14 protein-coding genes, 1 tRNA gene and 1 pseudogene are annotated in these 17,523 nt (G+C 56.6%); 8 read left to right on the plus strand and 8 right to left on the minus strand.

Features of this window, described 5'->3' with window-relative positions:
- Positions 1-12 precede the first annotated feature (12 nt).
- The 4 genes from ABWV33_RS08735 to ABWV33_RS08750 form a co-directional block, all read right to left on the minus strand.
- A complete protein-coding gene (locus ABWV33_RS08735; RefSeq protein ID WP_113822895.1) occupies positions 13-1,332 on the minus strand; it encodes a TRAP transporter large permease in 1,320 nt (439 codons plus the stop codon).
- A 4-nt stretch (positions 1,333-1,336) separates the two neighbouring features.
- Positions 1,337-1,867: a TRAP transporter small permease gene (locus ABWV33_RS08740; RefSeq protein WP_353330116.1), complete on the minus strand. Its 531-nt coding sequence runs from the start codon at positions 1,865-1,867 to the stop codon at positions 1,337-1,339.
- A 63-nt stretch (positions 1,868-1,930) separates the two neighbouring features.
- On the minus strand, positions 1,931-2,908 hold the full coding sequence (locus ABWV33_RS08745; protein WP_353330118.1) for a TRAP transporter substrate-binding protein: 978 nt from the start codon (positions 2,906-2,908) through the stop codon (positions 1,931-1,933).
- A 39-nt stretch (positions 2,909-2,947) separates the two neighbouring features.
- Positions 2,948-4,210 (minus strand): NAD(P)/FAD-dependent oxidoreductase, encoded by a 1,263-nt coding sequence (locus ABWV33_RS08750; protein WP_353330120.1) that lies wholly within the window; start codon positions 4,208-4,210, stop codon positions 2,948-2,950.
- Positions 4,211-4,330: 120 nt separating this feature from the next.
- Here ABWV33_RS08750 and ABWV33_RS08755 point away from each other — a divergent pair, with 120 nt between their 5' ends.
- Positions 4,331-4,846 carry a winged helix DNA-binding protein gene (locus tag ABWV33_RS08755; protein WP_353330122.1) on the plus strand — a complete coding sequence of 172 codons (516 nt, stop codon included), beginning with the start codon at positions 4,331-4,333 and terminating at the stop codon, positions 4,844-4,846.
- 14 nt (positions 4,847-4,860) lie between these two features.
- Here the strand turns inward: ABWV33_RS08755 and ABWV33_RS08760 are convergent, their stop codons facing one another.
- Positions 4,861-5,988 carry an enolase C-terminal domain-like protein gene (locus tag ABWV33_RS08760; RefSeq protein ID WP_353330124.1) on the minus strand — a complete coding sequence of 376 codons (1,128 nt, stop codon included), beginning with the start codon at positions 5,986-5,988 and terminating at the stop codon, positions 4,861-4,863.
- A 103-nt stretch (positions 5,989-6,091) separates the two neighbouring features.
- Between ABWV33_RS08760 and ABWV33_RS08765 the strand changes: the two genes are divergently transcribed.
- The 3 genes from ABWV33_RS08765 to ABWV33_RS08775 all read left to right on the plus strand — a co-directional run bounded on the left by ABWV33_RS08765 (position 6,092) and on the right by ABWV33_RS08775 (position 11,806).
- Positions 6,092-7,000 carry a LysR family transcriptional regulator gene (locus tag ABWV33_RS08765; protein ID WP_353330126.1) on the plus strand — a complete coding sequence of 303 codons (909 nt, stop codon included), beginning with the start codon at positions 6,092-6,094 and terminating at the stop codon, positions 6,998-7,000.
- 114 nt (positions 7,001-7,114) lie between these two features.
- Complete coding sequence (locus ABWV33_RS08770) at positions 7,115-8,359, plus strand: metallophosphoesterase family protein (protein WP_353330128.1); 1,245 nt, start codon at positions 7,115-7,117, stop codon at positions 8,357-8,359.
- 3 nt (positions 8,360-8,362) lie between these two features.
- Positions 8,363-11,806: an AAA family ATPase gene (locus ABWV33_RS08775; RefSeq protein WP_353330130.1), complete on the plus strand. Its 3,444-nt coding sequence runs from the start codon at positions 8,363-8,365 to the stop codon at positions 11,804-11,806.
- Between the two features lie 45 nt (positions 11,807-11,851).
- On the opposite strand, the pseudogene ABWV33_RS08780 reads toward ABWV33_RS08775, so the two are convergent.
- Both ABWV33_RS08780 and ABWV33_RS08785 read right to left on the minus strand, forming a co-directional pair.
- A pseudogene (locus tag ABWV33_RS08780) lies at positions 11,852-12,130 on the minus strand (DUF1214 domain-containing protein); the annotation flags it as partial.
- Positions 12,131-12,148: 18 nt separating this feature from the next.
- On the minus strand, positions 12,149-12,601 hold the full coding sequence (locus ABWV33_RS08785) for a hypothetical protein (protein WP_353330132.1): 453 nt from the start codon (positions 12,599-12,601) through the stop codon (positions 12,149-12,151).
- A 355-nt stretch (positions 12,602-12,956) separates the two neighbouring features.
- Here ABWV33_RS08785 and ABWV33_RS08790 point away from each other — a divergent pair, with 355 nt between their 5' ends.
- Entirely contained in the window at positions 12,957-13,955 is a 999-nt protein-coding gene (locus ABWV33_RS08790) for a lipid-binding SYLF domain-containing protein (RefSeq protein ID WP_353330134.1), read from the plus strand.
- 192 nt (positions 13,956-14,147) lie between these two features.
- Here the strand turns inward: ABWV33_RS08790 and ABWV33_RS08795 are convergent, their stop codons facing one another.
- The gene (locus ABWV33_RS08795; RefSeq protein ID WP_353330136.1) at positions 14,148-14,774 is read right to left on the minus strand and encodes a cytochrome P460 family protein; all 627 of its coding nucleotides are present in this window, start codon (positions 14,772-14,774) and stop codon (positions 14,148-14,150) included.
- 573 nt (positions 14,775-15,347) lie between these two features.
- Between ABWV33_RS08795 and ABWV33_RS08800 the strand changes: the two genes are divergently transcribed.
- From ABWV33_RS08800 to ABWV33_RS08810, 3 genes are all read left to right on the plus strand, one after another.
- Positions 15,348-15,437 (plus strand) — tRNA-Ser (locus ABWV33_RS08800).
- A gap of 147 nt (positions 15,438-15,584) precedes the next feature.
- The gene (locus ABWV33_RS08805) at positions 15,585-16,754 is read left to right on the plus strand and encodes a tyrosine-type recombinase/integrase (protein WP_353330138.1); all 1,170 of its coding nucleotides are present in this window, start codon (positions 15,585-15,587) and stop codon (positions 16,752-16,754) included.
- Between the two features lie 7 nt (positions 16,755-16,761).
- The gene (locus ABWV33_RS08810) at positions 16,762-17,493 is read left to right on the plus strand and encodes a hypothetical protein (protein WP_353330140.1); all 732 of its coding nucleotides are present in this window, start codon (positions 16,762-16,764) and stop codon (positions 17,491-17,493) included.
- Positions 17,494-17,523 lie beyond the last annotated feature (30 nt).

The following is a 17,523-nucleotide window of genomic DNA, read 5'->3' on the forward strand; positions in this document are numbered from 1 at the left end:
CTCCTTACCCAATCACCCGTTGGGTCCGGACCTGAGGTTATCCGGTAGCCATGTAGCCAGTTCCGGGAAGGCGATCAGGACAAAGACCATCACAACCATAATCAGGAACATCGGGAATGCGGCCCGGGCGATAAAGCCCATTTCATGATGCGTCATACCTTGCATCACAAAGAGGTTGAACCCGATCGGCGGAGTGATCTGCGCCATTTCGACGACCACCACGATGAAGATACCAAACCAGATCAAATCGATGCCCGCGCTGCGCACAACCGGCTCCAGCACCGCCATGGTCAGCACCACGGTGGAAATCCCGTCCAGAAAACAGCCCAGAATGATGTAGAACACCAAGAGGACCATCAGCAGCCAGAATTTGGAGAATTCCCAGCTGGCAATCAGTTCGGCCAATTCCTTGGGCAGGCCGGTTTTGGCCATCGCGAATTTCAGGAAGGCCGAGCCAGCAAGGATCAGAGCGATCATCGCCGAGGTCCGAACAGCGCCGATGGTGCTTTCCTTGAAGGTCGTCCAAGTCAGCGAGCCTTGGATCAGGGCCAGCGTCCACGCGCCGACAACACCAATGGCAGCAGCCTCGGTCGGGGTGGCAAAGCCAAGGTACATCGACCCGATCACCACCAGAACCAGCAGGATCACCGGGATCAGAAAGCGCGAGTTCTTGAGCTTGTCCATAAAGGACATGCCGTCTTCTTGGTCGGGGTTCCAGCTTTTGGAGAGTTTGGAGTAGACCGCCACGTAGATCATGAACATGGACGCCAGTACGAGCCCCGGGATCACGCCTGCGAAGAACAGCTTGATGATCGACACGCCATCAATGGTCACACCGTAGACGATCAGCGTCAGCGAGGGCGGGATCATCAGGCCCAGTGTCGCGGCCCCGGCCAGCGTGCCGATGGTCATTTGTTCGGGGTAGTTCCGCTTGCGCAGTTCCGGGATCGACATTTTGCCAACGGTGGTCAGTGTCGCGGCCGAACTGCCAGAGACGGCGGCAAAGACGGTACAGCCGACGATATTGGCGTGCACAAGACCGCCGGGCAGTTTCGCCATCCAAGGGGATAGACCTTTGAACATGTCCTCGGACAGGCGAGTACGGAACAGGATTTCCCCCATCCAGATGAACATGGGCAGCGCCGCAAGTTCCCAGGATTTGGAGGCAGACCAGATCTGGCTGACCATATCCTGGCCGATGGTGGTGGAGTTCGAGAACATCTCGAGCGCAACCCACGACACGCCCATCATGGCGATACCGACCCAGACACCGCTGCCCAAGAGCATGAAAAGAACGCCCAGAAAGATCAGGACAAGAAAGACATAGTCCATTTTCTCAGACCTCCTGCGTTTCGATGTTGTCGTTTTGGATGCGATGCTTGCCTGTGAAGATCAGGTGCAACAGATGATCTGTCAGGGCGATGGCCAGAATGACCCCGCCGATGATCATCACCGACTGCGGTATCCACAGCGCAGTTTTGTCCTGCGCCTGACTGACATCGTTGAATTTCCAAGACCAATAGACGAATTGCCGGGCGTGCCAGCAAAAGTACCACATGGTCGCCGCGGCAACGGTGAAACACCAGATATCGACATAGCGTTTGGCGTTTGGCCCAACCGCGTTCAACAACAGGGACACGCGGATGTGCGCCCCGCGGTTCAGTGCTGCGCCGAAGCCCATGAAAGAGGCTGCCGCCATGAAATAGGCCGCATACTCTGGCGCGCCCGGGAAAACCTCGGATGACCATCGGGCCAGCATCTGCAAAACGATCAAGCCAAGGATGGCGATCATGCAGAGGGCCGCGAGGAATTCAGCGAAGCGATAGATAAAGTCGAGTCCAGCCCGTAGGCCGCGCAGGACACCCATTGTGTCACCCTCCTATTGGATGCAAATCGGGCGGCACGTGACGCGCCGCCCGACGACTTTTAATTACTGCATTGCGTTGAAGGCATCGACGATGGCTTTGCCTTCGTCACCTGCGGCTTCGAGCCATTCGTTGGTCATGGTCACGCCGATTTCTTTCAGCTCGCCCGTCATCTGGTCAGATGCTGGACCAACGCTCATGCCACCGTCACGCAGACCTTGCAGCGTGAAGCCGGTGTATTCTTTGGCACGCCAGTTGCCTGCGTATTCTGCCAGTTCCGCACAGCCTTTGATGACGTTCTTGTGGCCATCAGCCGTTGCGGCCCATTTTTCCGAGTTTACCATCACGTAGTTGCGGGGCAGCCAAGCGTCCACTTCGTAGAAAAAGCCAAGGCTTTCCCAAACTTTGCGGTCATAGCCGGTGGAGCCAGACGACACCATGGATTCAGCAACGCCTGTGGCGAAGGCTTGGCTGATTTCAGCGGCCTCAATCGTGACGGGCAGCATGCCGGTCAGTTCAGCCAGACGCGACGTTGCGTTGTTGTAGCTGCGGAACTTGATGCCTTTCATTTCGGCAACCGAGGTCACTTCGTCCTTGAAATAGAGACCCTGTGGAGGCCATGGCACAGCATAAAGCAGGGTCAGGTTCTGCTCGGACAGCAGTTTTTCAATCGCAGGCTTGGCCGCTTTCCACAGCTTGTCGCTGTCGTCAAATGAGGTCGCAAGGAAGGGGATCGAGTCAAAGCCAAACAGCGCGTTTTCGTTCTGGTGACCAGAGAGCAGACGCTCGCCGATGGGGGCCTGACCGGTTTGGATCGCGCGTTTGATGTCGGCGCCTTTGAACAGCGAGCCCGACGGGTGGGTGTTGATTTCGATTTCGCCGCCGGTGCCGGTGGTGACGCACTGGGCAAATTCAGCGCCTGTGGCCGAGTGGAAGTTGGACGCCGAATAGGCCATCGGCATGTCCCAGACTTCGGCAGCCGCAGGCGATGCGATCGCAGCGGTCAGGGCCGTGGCGGCCAGCAATTTCGTGAGTTTTTTCATGGTTCTTCTCCCTATGGGTTCTGTTGGATTGCCTGATCTTTAGTGCCCGGCCTTCGTGAAGCGTGCCGGTGAATAGGCGCTCAGGTCAACGTTTGGTTGCCGCCCCGAGATGAGTTGGGCCAGCAAGCGCCCTGTTTTTGGGCCTCCGGTGAGGCCAATGTGGTGATGCCCGAAACCTGTAAATGCGCCTTTGAGGCCCGGAGCCTCGCCGATGACGGGGATCGAATCGCTGGTGGCGGGGCGATGGCCCATCCATTCAGTGATATGTTTGGCGCGCAAACCGGGAAAGGCTTTGGCCGCATTCCGGCGCAGCAGATCCAGCGGAGCCTTGGAGGGTCCGGCCTCGATCCCGCCGAATTCGACAACGCCAGCCAAACGCAATCGGCCATCCATCGGTGTGGCGACGAATTTACCGCCCGCGACCATGACCGGGGTTGTGGGCATCATGTTTGGTTCCCAGAATTCCAGATGATAGCCGCGCTCGGCCTCGAGCGGGACATCCAGACCCAGAATGTCGGCCAGAGGTCCGGACCAGACGCCGGTGGCCACCACAACCGCATCGCAATCAATGGTTTCGCCCCCTGCCCGCACGCCAGTGACATGGCCGTTTTCACGGGCAATGTCAGTCACGTCGGCGCGCATGAAGGTCCCGCCCTGAGATTCGACATGGGTGGCGAGGTCTTTGACGTATTGCCCCGGATCCGCGATCAACCCGTGATCCTTGAGCCGGGTGGCAAAATTCAGGTCCGGTGAAAAGGAGGGATCAAGGTCGTGGAACGCCTGGCCTTCGAACTCTTCCCAAGTGAAGCCGTTATCGCGGCGCAGTTTCCAGCCGAATGCGTCAGTTTCAAAGTGCGCGCGGTCATCATAGATGAACATATAATCGGAGGGTTTGATCCACTTTTCCGCCCCAGTCCCCGCCGACAGCGCGAGGTGGTCGTTCAGGCCGTCGCCCACAATCGGCGTCAACGCTTTGGCGATCCGGGTGGTGTCGGCGGCGTTGGCGTGGCTCATATATTTGCGCAACCACGGCAGCAGTTTGGGCACATAGCTCCATTTCAGAAACAGCGGCTGATCGGGGCTAAGCAGCATTTTCGGGGCCTTGGCAAGCAGACCCGGCCCGGTCACAGGCACGATTGAACAAGAGGCCAGAACGCCCCCGTTGCCATAGCTTGCCCCTTCGGCGGGGCCGGCGCGGTCGATCAAGACAACCTTATGCCCATCGCGTTGCAGCCAGATTGCAGTTGAAACACCGACAATCCCGGCCCCGATGATGGCTATGGTTTTAGGTTCTTGGGTCATTTCCCCTCCTGGCCTGCGCGTGCAGGCAGAAAACGCGATTCCATGGCGCGTAGAGTGACACACATTTGCGATACGTCAACAAAATGTTGACATTTTATCATTGTTCCGTAGATTTGGATCATGTCAAACGTTCCCCTTGGTCCCATCGTGTCCTCGGCTCATCTGGCCGATGGAAAGATTCCTGAACTGTCTGAATTTGAATTCGGACTGATCATTGCAAGCCATGCTTTTGAGCGATGGACCGTTCGGGCAATGGCCGCCGCCGGATACCCTGAGCTGTCGTCGCTGGACGTTCTGGTGCTGCATACGGTGCACCACCGGAACCGCCCCAAAAAGCTGGCTGATATCTGTTTGGTTCTGAACGTCGAAGACACGCACACGGTCAACTATGCGATCAAAAAGCTGGCCAAAGCCGGGTTGGTTACGGCGGGCCGTTTGGGCAAGGAAAAAACGGTTGAGGCGACGGGCAAAGGGGCGCAAGCCTGCGAAACCTATCGTGAAATCCGTGAGACGCTGCTGTTGGAAAACATGAAAGAGGTCGGGATTGACCCGGATCAGCTGGGCCGGATTTCGGGGTTGTTGCGGCTGATGTCCGGCCAATACGACCAAGCGGCGCGCGCCGCGACGGCCTATTGACCAGACAGCGCGCATCAGAAAGACCTCTGCTTGGCGTAGTGATCCAGCTTTGACAGATCAGGGCGCAGGCCCAGACCCGGTGCATCGGGCACGATGACCTGCCCGTTTTCCACGTGGAACGGGGTTTCCAGAATGTCTTCGACCAGGAAATAGCTGGCTTGATAGAACTCACACCCCAGTGTGATTTCCGGTGTAGCTGCGATCATGTGAGTGCCAGCAAGATGGGCCAGTCCGGCCTCAAACATGTCCCCGCCATAGGCCATCAGACCGTTGGCGGCGGCGATGCGAGCCACCGATTGGGCCCGCGTCAGGCCACCGGATTTCATGATTTTGATCGAGACACCGTCACAGATGCCTTCGCGGGCGGCGCGGGTCATATCTTCGGGGCCGAACACGCTTTCGTCCGCCAGGAGTGGGATATCCATCATGCCGCGCAACTGGGCCATCATGTCATAATGGTGATGGCGGACGGGTTGTTCGATGAAATCGGGTTTGAACTGCGCCACATCCAGCACCTGCGGGATGGCCTGTTCGATTTCCAGCCCTTGGTTGTAATCCACCCGGACGTTGAATTCGGGGAAATCCTGCGCGATGCGTTCCAGACGCATGACGTCAAAGGCGTGATCTTTGAAGCCGGTTTTGAGCTTGATCAGACCCACATTGTCGTCACGCAGCCGTTGCATCAAGGCGATGTCGGCGTCGAAATCGGGGTTGGCGATGGAACAGCTGAGCGGGATGGTATCGCGGGCTTTGCCGCCCAGAAAGGCCCAGACCGGTTGCGCGGTAATGTGACCCGACAGGTCCAACAGAGCCGTCTCGAGCGCCGCCTTGGCCTCGGTACAATGGGCGACGGCGCGGCTGGCCTGTTCCATGATTTTGGCACGGTCGGCCACCCGCTTGCCCACGACCAGTGGGCGGATATAGCGATCAAGGGCGGCATAGGTTGCTTCGGGCGTGCCGGTGAACACCGACCACGGCGAGGCCTCGCCAAATCCCTGTGCGCCACCCTCAGCGGTCAGGCGCAAAACGACGATCTCACACGATCCTTCGACCCGGCCAATGCCGTGATCACGGGCTGAAACCACCGGCAAGGCAAGGTGCCACAAATCGAATCCGGTGATGGTTTGCAATAGGTCCGTCATGGTCCCCCCTAAGCGACGTTGGACAAAGCTTGCGCAACTCAGGTCATCATTTCCAATACTAATATTTTGCCAAGGTATCAGTTTTGATGATATAGAGCCTGATATGTCCTCCTACTTTCGTCATTATCAGGCGTTCCACGCCATCATTGAAACCGGCACCGTCACCGGGGCAGCGGAACAATTGGGGGTGTCACAGCCCGCGATCTCCAACCTGTTGGGGCAACTTGAGCGTAAGACCAAGTTAAAGCTGTTTGAACGCAGCCGCGGACGGTTGTTGCCGACCCCGGAATCGATGGTTCTGTACGAAGAAATCGACACGGTTGTTCGTGGATTAGATCATGTAAATCAGGCTGTTGTCGATTTACAGAACCAAAAGGCAGGACAGCTGCAGGTGGCGACAAACCATGCGATGGCCTTTGGGTTCATGCCCGGTGAAATCGCCCGTTTTGCCCAGAGCAAACCCAACCTGACGGTGTCGTTCCAATCCCAATATTCCACCAAGATCCAAGAGTGGGTCATGGCCGGATTGTTCGAGATCGGGATATGCGAATTACCCGTGCGCCATGATGGGTTGGATCAGGTGCCGTTTTTCTTTGAAATCATGTGCGCCTTGCCCCACGACAGCCCTTTGGCCAAGCACGATGTGCTGACACCTGCCTTGTTGGACAATGAACCCTTTATCGTCATGGGCGCCGATCACATGGTCAATCGCCGTGCCCGCGAGGCGTTTCAGCGGGATGGAGCCAATATGCGGGTGCGCTGCCACACGGATCTGTTCCGCAATGCGCTGAACATGGTGAAACAGGGGCTGGGCGTCACTTTGGTGGACCCATTCACCCTGTCCAGTGATGATCGGCAGGGGTATCTGCTGCGCCGGTTTGAGCCACAGATCCGGTTGGACGTGGTCATTCTGACCGCGCGGGGGCGTCCGATTTCCGCCATTGGCGAGCAGTTTCTGGCGCAGGTTTCGCAAAGCATGTCCAAATTGGCCCTGCCGCAGGAGCTGCCGTGACTAAAACCGTTCCACTTGCGCTAGGCGTTTGATTTTTGGGGTATTCCCAGCTTGACCAAGGGGTCTGTGCGCCGTCACACTCTGACACAAATCTATTTCTTTTGGGACATGCTCTTGGCCTTCAAATTTGTTCATACCGCTGACATTCACCTCGACTCGCCCCTGAAATCGCTGGCGTTGCGGGATGCGGGCTTGGCCGAGCTGGTTGGCAATGCCACGCGCACCACCCTGTCGCGGATTGTGGATCTGTGCATCTCTGAGAGCGTTCAGGCGCTGGTGATTGCCGGAGACTTGTATGACGGCAGCCAGACTTCGATGAAAACCGCGCGGTTTCTGGCGCAAGAGATGGAGCGGCTGGCGGCGGCGGATATTCCGGCGTTTTTGATCCGGGGCAATCATGATGCGTCGTCGAAGATCTCACGTGAGCTGGTGTTGCCGGATACGGTCAAGGTGTTTGCCGGGCGTGCAGAGGTGGTTGAGACCGAGTGGAATGGCCATGCGGTTGCGGTGCATGGCATTTCGTTCCGACTGCCCCACGCCCCTGAAAGCCTGTTGAACAATTTCGCCCCGCCGGTATCGGGGGCTTTTAACATCGGGCTGTTGCATACCAGTCTGGACGGGGCATCTGGGCATGATCCCTATGCGCCCTGTTCGTTGGCGGATTTGCAGAAAACAGGATTCGATTATTGGGCCTTGGGCCATATTCACAAGCGCGCCGTCTATCCGGGGCCGACCCATGTGGTGATGCCCGGCATCCCGCAAGGGCGTGACATTGGCGAAGCAGGGGCGAAATCGGTCACCTTGGTTTGTGTGGATGACGCCGGCGACGTGCGTTTGGAAACGAAAGAGGTGGCAGTCGCGCAATTCGAACGGCTTGCCATTGAATGCACCGGGATCACCGATTGGGTCGATCTGGTTGCGGCGTTGAAACAGGGATTGCGCGCGGCGCGGCAGGCACATGATGGCGAAAACCTGATCGTGCGTCCCATGTTTGTTGGTCAATCTCCGTTGGCATGGCGGACCAATCGCGATGCGGATTTATTGCGCAACGAGGCGCAGAATTTCGCGGAACAGATCGGCACGCTTTGGATTGATAAGATCGAAATTGATCTGCAGGTCGGAGAGGCCCGCGCCACGGGTGGCGCCGTCAGCGATATGGCCACGCTGGTTGCAGCGGGCACGTTGAGTGCAGATGATCCGCGTGTTCAGGCCGAGATGGATTTGATCGTCAAGCATTTGCCACGTGAATTGCGCGGGCTTCTTGGGGACAGTCAGGATGAGGTTGCGCACGCTTTGGAAACGGCCATGAAACAGGGGGCAAAAGATGTGCTGGCCCGGCTGGAAGAGGCCGAGGAATAAGCCATGCGTCTGAACCAATTTGACCTGACCCGATATGGGAAATTCACCGATCTGAGCCTGCCGTTTGCCGCACCCGAGGCTGGCAAACCGGATCTGCATATCATTTACGGCCCAAACGAGGCCGGGAAATCAACGTTGTTGTCCGGGTGGCTGGATCTGCTGTTCCAGATCCCGGTGCGCAGTACCATGGGTTTTTTGCATCCGTTTTCGTCGATGCAGCTTGGCGCGACGCTTGAAATTGACGGTGGCCTGCATCAGCTGATCCGAGTCAAGAAACGCGACAATTCCTTGCTGGATGCGCAGGGCTCGCCGGTGGCCGAGGCGCTGCTGCAGGGTGGATTGCGCGGTCTTGATCGCGCCGCCTATGCCGCGATGTTTTCGCTGAATGGGCAGACGTTGGACGCCGGTGGGGAAAGTATCTTAGCCAGTGAGGGGGATCTGGGAGAGCTATTGTTTCAGGCCAGCGCTGGGTTGACTGATCTGGGCACGCAGCTGGATGCCCTGCGCGAAGGGTCGTTGGAATTCCTGAACGCAACGGGCCGCAAGGGGCGGTTGCGCACGCTGCGGGCCGAGTTTGATGATCTGGGCGATCAGATGAAGGCGTTGGACACGGCGGCGGCGGAATATGCCCGGTTGGCCAAGGACCGCGATGGTGCGCGCGCCGCGTGGCAAGCCGCGCGCAAAGAGGCCGAAGCGGCCCAAGCCAAGGTCATTGAAACCGAGCGTCTGTCGGGCGCGTTGCCAGTTGCGGGACGTTTGGAGCGGTTGGACAGTCAGATTGCCGGTTTTGGCGATTTGCCTGAGGCGCCCGAGGGTTGGTTGGCCGAGCTGCCCACCTTGGATCGCGCAGAGACAGAGATGGCGACGCTGCTGGAGACGGCCGCAGCGGCTGTTGCTGCATTGCAGGGCGATTTGGAAAAGATACCGCAAGACCCGCAGATTTTGGATCTAAGTGACGAAATCGTGGCTATGGAGCCTCTGAAATCGGCCTATGACACCGCATCCGCTGACCTGCCAAAGCGTTTAAAAGAACGGGATGGCGAGACAAGTTCGGTGCGCGATTGTCTGGCGCGATTGGGGCAATCTGGCGGGGATCCTGCGCAGGTCCTGCCCGAAGTTGCGGTGATTGGGAGATTGCGTGGGTTGATCGAGGAATACTCCGGTCTTGAGACCAAACGCTCCGGCGCGGTCGAAGAACACGAGCGCGCCAAGGCAGAGACAGAGCGCACCGCGCAGCGTCTGAAGTCGGCCGGGGGTGGGACCACAGATTTGGCCGGTCTGGGTGGGCTGGTGCAGAGCATCCGTCGCGATGACCCCGTGGGAGCCTGTGATCGCGCGCGCGCCGCACTGGCCGAGGCCGAGGCGGTCTGGCACGAAAAACGCGCGGCTTTGGGGGCGGCGTTTAAGGAGGATGCGACGGTTGCGGAAGTGATTGCGCCGGATCGGGCGCAGCTTGAAACCTTGGGCGAAGAGATCGCCGGGACTGCCCGCCAGATCGAGCGGGAGCAAGAGACGCTGGAGCGGCTGAAGGCGGAAATGACGCAACACAAGGCGCGTCAGGATGCGGCCAGTGCCAGCCCGATTGTCACCTTGGAAGACGCAGCACAGGTGCGAGCCCAACGCGAGGCGGATTGGGCGCAGCATCGTGCGGCTTTAAACCCTGAGACGGCAGATCAGTTCGAGGCGGCGATGCGGCTGGATGATCAGATGTCGGCCACGGTTGGCGACCAGCGGGCACGGGCCGAGCTGGCCCAAGATGCGGAACGGGTGCGGGTCGAAACGCAGGACCGGATCGCGGCGAGCGAGGCGCGTCTGAGGGCTGTGCAGGTGCACTCTGATGGTTTGGCAGAGACGCTTGGTCGGATGGTGTCGGAGGTGTCACGGTTGTTGCCCGCGGACATGACGGTCGCGGGGCTTCAGGCGTGGTTGACCCGGTTGGATGCCGCTCGTGACGCGTTGCGCACCCGTGATGAGGCCGGGCGTCGGGTAGTGCAGGCGACAGAGGCAATGGAGCGCGCGCGTGCGGGTTTGATGGCTGCGTTAACGCAGGTCGGGCGGGTTATGGATGACACAGTGGGTCTGGCCTATGCGGTTGAAACGGCGCAATCCCTGTTGGACCGCGCCACCCAAATCCAAGGGTTCAGCGAAGCGGATACGCAAGCCCGCCAAGAGCTGGCGCGGCGTGACAAAGCCCTGAGTGATGCGCAGGCCACGATGGAGGTCTGGCAGGCAGATTGGGCGGCGACCTGTGCTAAAACCTGGATGGCAGACGCCCCACCCGGCGTGCCGGAGATGCGCGCCATTCTGGACGAGCTGGACCAACTGCGCCGTCATTTCGACCGGGCGGCGGATCTGGACCGGCGGATCGTTGCGATGCAGGCCAATCGCGATCTGTTTGCCCAAACCGTTCAGACGTTGTCAGTGCGCCTTGGGGCCACACGCGACGGCCCCACAGATGATCTGTGGCGCGATATTAAGCAGCGATTGCGCAGTGCTGAAACCCACCAGACGCAGTGCGCAGATCTGCACAAGCGGTTGGGAGCGGCACGGCAAGGGCATACTGATCTTGCGCAGCGCGCCAAGATTCACCAGACCCGAACACAGGAATTTGCCCGTTTTTTCAATGTTCAAACGTGGCAACAGGCGCGAGAGGCACTGACCCAATCGGGGGAGCGGGCCAAGTTGGTGGCAGACCGCCGGGCCTGCGCCGAGGATCTATGCGCCCAGATGCACACCGGCACAATTGCCGAAGCATTGGAGACCCTGACGGATGTGGATGAGACCACACTGGAAGCACGCGCCGAGAGTTTAAAGACAGACCTTAGAACCCTGCGGACCAATCAGGAAGAGGCGCATACCGCCTTTCGCAAGGCCGAGGATGATTTGGAAAACGTTGGCGGCGACGGCGCCGTTGCCCGGCTGGATGAACAACGCCAGACCTTGTTGTTGGAAATGAAAGACGGGGCGCAGCAACACCTGCAACAACGACTGGGGTTATTGGCCGTTGAGTCTGCGTTGAAACAGTATCGCGACACCCACCGCAGCGGGATGTTAGAACGTGCGTCCGATGCGTTTAGAACCATGTCGCAGGGTCGGTATTCTGGCCTTGCTGCGCAGCCCGATGGCACCCGCGAAGTGCTTGTGGCGGTGGCTGCAGAGGGGGGGTCGAAAGAAGCAACACAGCTGTCAGACGGCACCCGCGCACAACTGTATCTGGCGCTGCGGATTGCCGGTTATCATGAATTTGTGCGCAACAACGGACCGGTGCCGTTCATTGCCGATGACATCATGGAAAGTTTTGATGACGCGCGCGCCGCTGAAACTGTGGGGTTGCTGGCAAAGATGAGCGAAACGGGTCAGGTGATTTATCTGACGCACCATGCCCATGTGTGCGACATCGCAAGAGCCGCCTGCCCGTCTGTACAGATTCATCGCCTGCCGGAGTGATCGGGCCTAGGGCGCAGACAAAGCCGCGCCCTAAGGCCATTTCAACTATTCTAGCAGCTCAATATCACCTGGACGCCAGGTTTTATCGAACCACGGCTCTGTGGGGCTGTAGAGGCGCAGGATGGTAAAGAAGCCCTTGTCTGGTATGGTCTGGAGCCAATTGGACTCTTTCCCCTCGGGCGGCTCAGGACCGAAGTAGATATCCACCGAGCCATCTTCGTTTTTGGCATACACGTCTTTGTGCTTTTCGCTGTTGTAGCTTGGGAAAGGTTGGCTCGTCTGAAGCTGAGATCGGGTTTGCGGGTCATAGAGCACGATCAAGGCGAAATTTTTCGCGGGGGATCAGCAGGCAGTGTCAACTTGTAGCTTTTGCTGCCATCCAGATAATCGCCATTTTTGTCCAAGACCCCCCAAGGCATATTGCGACCCTTTACCGACGCGTTTCCACGTCATTGCGGGGGTGTTCTCTGTTGCACCATCCTTTTTCAGATCGAGAACTGCGCTCATGTAGACCGTGTCAGTATTGCCGGTGAGAAATAGGGAATTGCTGTCCATCAGCTGATCAAAAATTCGAACCTGATAAGGGTTGGTCTCCCCATTGACCTGTTGGCTGCGACGGATGGCCTCTAGCGAGGCGGTGGGGATACCATCGAAGAATTCGATATCTCTCGCTCTGGTGGTGGATTTTTCAGGAGTTAAAAGGCCTTCGGGAATTTTTGTATTGAAGCCCGGCGTGGGCTCTTTGACCTGTACCTGATGTCCCAGCAGCGTCCCGGCCAACAGTGTTAAGGTCAAAAATTACCTTTTGACAGAATGCCTCATTCTCTCATCTCCCCCAAGTCTAATACGGTCAATATTATCGAAGATTACTGACCAGATTCCGTTTTTCCTAATATCCTTTTTGATTAATATCTTAGCGTCCATAAACAGAGCTGAATGATAGTATTTCCAGCCTCCTTTCAAAACAGTATCTGCACATTTCAAAGCCTCTAAACCGGAAATAACTTTCAAAGGAGTTCCGGGGCTGACATAGAAATACAGTCTGTTTTTTTTCGCAGCGCTTGTTTAGCCGTGCAACCGCCCTAATGTACGCAGCGGTTAATCAGATCCAGTACTTTCGATTATTGACTATACTCAAGGAGAAAAAAATATGAAGTTTTCAATGCGAACAATTGCGCTTGTTCTTGGCCTGCCGTTGGCTGCCCAACCCGCAATTGCTGAAGATGAGGCCTATGTTGACAACGTCGAAGGCTGGAGCATTTTGCGCGACGTGGAACGCTCCGGATGCGTCATGGAAAAAGTCAATGAAAATGGTTTTCTGTTCCGCATTGGGAAAACAGAGGCAGGCAGTGAATTCGGATATGTTGCGGTTTATACCAAGGATAAAGACGTTAACGTGATCGGCGGCGTCTCGAAGGATGTCACATTCGACGTTGATGGCGAGCGTTTCTACGGCACCGCGAAGGGCGACTTTAGATCAGGTGGCTTTCGTGGTGGCTACGCAGAGGCAAACAACGAAGCCTTTGGTGAGGCGTTGGCACGTCGGTACGTGCTGACGATTAACCCGGATAGCGACAACCCACTGGCGCTGAGCCTTGATGGAACGCTGAAGGCGATGGCGGCGACACGCGACTGCGAAGCGCACAGCCTTGCGGCTGTTGGCATGGCGGATGCCGCCCAACAGAGTTCATTGGAAATGGGCGCGGTTGCAAGTTGGAACTCGCTCATCTCAGACAATGACCGGGCAGCGCGGTATGCCGAAGATGCGTTCGCCGCTTTGGTTTTCCCTGAGATCACCAAGGTAGGTCTTGGCGTCGGAGGCGAAGGGGGCAATGGTGTGCTCTATGACAAAGAAAATGTGCTTGGGTATTATCGCACGTCTTCCCTGTCGTTTGGTGCCCAGGCCGGAGCGCAGACTTATGGGTATGTGGTGATGTTCATGGATCAAGACGCGTTGAACAAGTTCACCAACAGCAAGGGCTATGAACTGGGCGTTGATGGCTCGATCGCTGTCTTTAATGCCGGTTTGACGGCCGAAGCTGATACCACCAACCTAAAGACGGACACTGTCGCCTTCGTGTTTGACGAAAAAGGGCTGATGGCAAACTGGACGGTTGAGGGTACCCGGATCAAACCGCTCAACTTTTGACATGTTAAAAGCCTAATTGAACAGTTGTCGGCCCGATCTGGGCCGACTTCTATTTCGATCACGGTCACCTCTGAGCCATATAATCGACGCTCAACATTCTGCCCGCGAAACCCAGCTCACAGCGGCAACCTATTGCCCCTAAAGCGAGACAAATTGATGCCTCGGTTTCTGACGGTTCGCGCCGCCCCAAAATTACTTAGTCAAACGATGGTCGGACGGGACAAAAAACGTATAATCCCGGCTTGCGACGGCTTCGTGGCATTCATGGCAATAGACCATCTCTTGGCTTCGGCTGCCGATTGTGTCGCCAAACAAAGAGCCATCGGGCATAACCATGACATAGCGCCAATCACCGGTTTGGGGGTGCGCACCGTCTGGTAGTTTTTCCATAACAAAGAGCGCACCAGGGAAAATATGGTCTTCATCAGTAACGGTTATACTGTCTTTGGCCAGCACCGATCCAGCGGGCAAAGTATCCCCATCATTCAATGTTCCGTAATCACGCGCCATTTTATTTGCGTAGCTATTCACATACCTCTGGCCGTGGGTTGCGGAAATATACGGGGCATCATTGTATTTTGGCCAATCCTGATAATTCGAGACAATATCTAACTGCGCAGACGCATAGCCAGTGCGCATACGATCCATGAGATCCAAATAGATCTGGTTCGCTTCTTGTTTTGTCAGAACGGCGGAGTTTTCAATTGCGATATGGGCATCATGAACTGTTGATTCTGAATTGACAGACGTTGCCGATATCCCTGCAATTACGCACACTGAAACAAGCGTTGTTGGAAATTCACCGATAAACTTAATCATCTAATACCACCCCAAAAAGGCGAACTTGGTCTTGCGGTATATGTCCTATTTGACACGTCGCGACAGTACCGTCTGAACCGTGTTTTTCGCAATCTATGAGCACTGTTTTGCATGCTCGATAGCCCCCATATTGAACGCAAACCCTGTCTCTGACAAGTTTGTGCGGAAAGTCCCCCGCGCCTTTGGGCCGGGATAGGGTGCTTTAAAAGCCAGAAAATCCGCATGTTTGTCCCTGAATTCGATAGGGTTAATAGACCGCCGACGCGATCTATTAACCCTGGTGAAATAAAGGCGGTCAACCAGCTGTCATCTCCCACACTTGCGCGAAGATCGCTGCCTCTTGCCCAGAGAGGGCGCGTTCGGATCCTGCCCCCATTTTGCGAATGATTCAGTGTTTGTCCAACCGACCAGCGTTCGGATGACGCCTCAAATTTTGGTTCCCGCCTTTCTGATCAAGAGGCAATCAGTGCTATTCCGTTTGATTTCAAGGGGTTTGCGCGTTCTAGAAAAAAGTTCCGGCCAGAGTGAAATTGGTCTTGAATATCCGTTGCTTGCGCGGATATACCCGTCAGCGGAGACGTGGCCGAGTGGTCGAAGGCGCTCCCCTGCTAAGGGAGTAGGCCCGGAAGGGTCTCGAGGGTTCGAATCCCTTCGTCTCCGCCACCCACCATTTTCATTTAGTTCTGTTGGCACTCATTCAACCCCTTATGGGGCTGTTTTTGTTGATCTATCTGTATTCGCTGTTGCTTTTCACTTCTCTTCGATTAGACTCGTTTTCATTCATTGCGTGGTATAAATCGTGGTATTTTAATGGCGGCACTTAGCGGAAAGCTGACGAAGAATTTGGTTCGCACCCTCGGCCCCGGTCGCCACGGCGACGGTAGCGGGCTGTATCTCGTGGTCGATCTATCCGGCGCGAGGCGGTGGATCGTACGTGTCACAGTGAAGGGCCAACGCAACCGCGAAGGCAAGCCTCTGCGTACCGATTTCGGGCTTGGCGGCGCTGACGTCGTGACATTGAACGAAGCACGTGACCGCGCGTTGGAATACCGAAGGTTGGCAAAACGAGGGATCAACCCGCGCTACAACGGCCGGCAGGAAATCCCCTGCTTCGAAGAGATCGCCCGACAAGTTCACATAGAGCGTCTTCCGACATGGAAGAACCCAAAGCACGGGCAGCAGTGGATCAACACTTTGGCTGAGTATGCTTTTCCCAAAATAGGACGGTTGCCGGTTTCGGAGGTTGGTCAGCCCGAGGTACTTCAAGTGCTGCTTCCCGTGTGGACGACAAAGCACGAGACAGCCAAGCGTTTGGCACAGCGGATGAAAGCTGTGCTGGACGTCGCGAAATCCAAAGGCTTTAGGGATGGCGAAAACCCCGTCACAACCATCCGCGATGCACGCGTGCTACCACAGGTCAAACACAAGGTGCAGCACCACAAGGCCATGCATTGGCAGGATGTGCCCACCTTCTATGCGGAACTGGTGACGAAAAATGCCATGGCCGCAAAGGCGCTTATGTTCACTTGCCTCACTGCCAGCCGCACAAGCGAGGTGCTTCACGCACGTTGGGAAGAGTTTGACTTTGACCAACAGCTTTGGATTGTTCCGGCTGATCGGATGAAGGCCGACCAAGAACACCGCGTGCCCTTAACCCCAGAAATGTTGACGATTATCGAGCCACTCAAAGCGATGCGCTCTGAAGTCGTGTTTGAGGGCCAGAAGCGCCACAAGCCTATGAGCAATATGGCGATGCTCATGCTGCTGCGGCGCATGAAAGTTGAGGGCATTACGGTTCACGGGTTTCGATCGACGTTCCGCGATTGGGCCGCTGAGCAACCAGGCGTTTCTCGTGAAGTTGCTGAATTGAGTTTAGCGCACCAAGTCGGGTCTGATGTCGAGCGGGCTTACGCACGCTCGGATCTGCTGGAAAAACGCCGAGAGCTGATGCAAAGCTGGTGTGCTCATGTCGCTGGGTGAGCCTCCAGTGAGTTTGCCCTTTCATCAGATCATCTCGCAGGCCGAACAGCGCATTCACTATATGCATGTGTGCCTGTGTGATGACCTGACCTCTGGGATTGATTTCTGGATGGGCACCGATCTGCAATCTGATTGGCGACGTGTGCCCGGCAGGCTGATTTGCAACCTTTACGAAGACCCCATTCTGGTCACAGGTGGCCCGGGGTATAAGGTGGGCCGAAGTCGCAAGATCATTGAGCACCTTAAGGCGTCGAGAAAACTGATACTGAGATCAGTAAAATCGGAGCAAAAAGACCCAATAGCCAGTGCATCAGACCGGGCCTACGCCCTCAAGAATTTGTCTGAACTGAACTGTATCGCTTCTCTTTATCTCAATCAGGCGCGCGATCGTTGTGATGACCTGGTTTTGATCAACCTGATTGATCATTTGCTCGAACTTTACTCAGAGGCGCTCAAGGCCAAACAGTTTCAAGGGAAATTCCACGCCCTGCGGACTGCCGTGTGTTTGAGAGCCATTTTTGAGCATCACTCAAATGTCCGTGTCACGACCGGGAAAGACGAAAACCTAAACCCAACCGGGCGGTTTTGCCGTTGCTTGGAGCAGGTTTTTGACAAGCTTGGAATTGAAGCCGGATTTTATCATTACGCCGGTGAAGCGGCGAAGCTGTCTGAGGATGCCGATTTGTTGGTGGAGGCGCGGCATTTTCTCAACGGGATGGATTCAGATCGGAACAAATAGGCACGGTTTGGTTGGGTTCCGTTCGTGACC

The sequence above is a fragment of the Phaeobacter sp. NW0010-22 genome, from assembly GCF_040365955.1.
GTDB lineage: Bacteria > Pseudomonadota > Alphaproteobacteria > Rhodobacterales > Rhodobacteraceae > OMPR01.

Excerpts from the sequence above, each read along its gene's own strand:
- ABWV33_RS08735 (WP_113822895.1), bottom strand. The coding sequence starts at position 1,332 with ATGGACTATGTCTTTCTTGTCCTGATCTTTCTGGGCGTTCTTTTCATG.
- ABWV33_RS08740 (WP_353330116.1), bottom strand. The coding sequence starts at position 1,867 with ATGGGTGTCCTGCGCGGCCTACGGGCTGGACTCGACTTTATCTATCGC.
- ABWV33_RS08745 (WP_353330118.1), bottom strand. The coding sequence starts at position 2,908 with ATGAAAAAACTCACGAAATTGCTGGCCGCCACGGCCCTGACCGCTGCG.
- ABWV33_RS08750 (WP_353330120.1), bottom strand. The coding sequence starts at position 4,210 with ATGACCCAAGAACCTAAAACCATAGCCATCATCGGGGCCGGGATTGTC.
- ABWV33_RS08755 (WP_353330122.1), top strand. The coding sequence starts at position 4,331 with ATGTCAAACGTTCCCCTTGGTCCCATCGTGTCCTCGGCTCATCTGGCC.
- ABWV33_RS08760 (WP_353330124.1), bottom strand. The coding sequence starts at position 5,988 with ATGACGGACCTATTGCAAACCATCACCGGATTCGATTTGTGGCACCTT.
- ABWV33_RS08765 (WP_353330126.1), top strand. The coding sequence starts at position 6,092 with ATGTCCTCCTACTTTCGTCATTATCAGGCGTTCCACGCCATCATTGAA.
- ABWV33_RS08775 (WP_353330130.1), top strand. The coding sequence starts at position 8,363 with ATGCGTCTGAACCAATTTGACCTGACCCGATATGGGAAATTCACCGAT.
- ABWV33_RS08790 (WP_353330134.1), top strand. The coding sequence starts at position 12,957 with ATGAAGTTTTCAATGCGAACAATTGCGCTTGTTCTTGGCCTGCCGTTG.
- ABWV33_RS08795 (WP_353330136.1), bottom strand. The coding sequence starts at position 14,774 with ATGATTAAGTTTATCGGTGAATTTCCAACAACGCTTGTTTCAGTGTGC.
- ABWV33_RS08805 (WP_353330138.1), top strand. The coding sequence starts at position 15,585 with ATGGCGGCACTTAGCGGAAAGCTGACGAAGAATTTGGTTCGCACCCTC.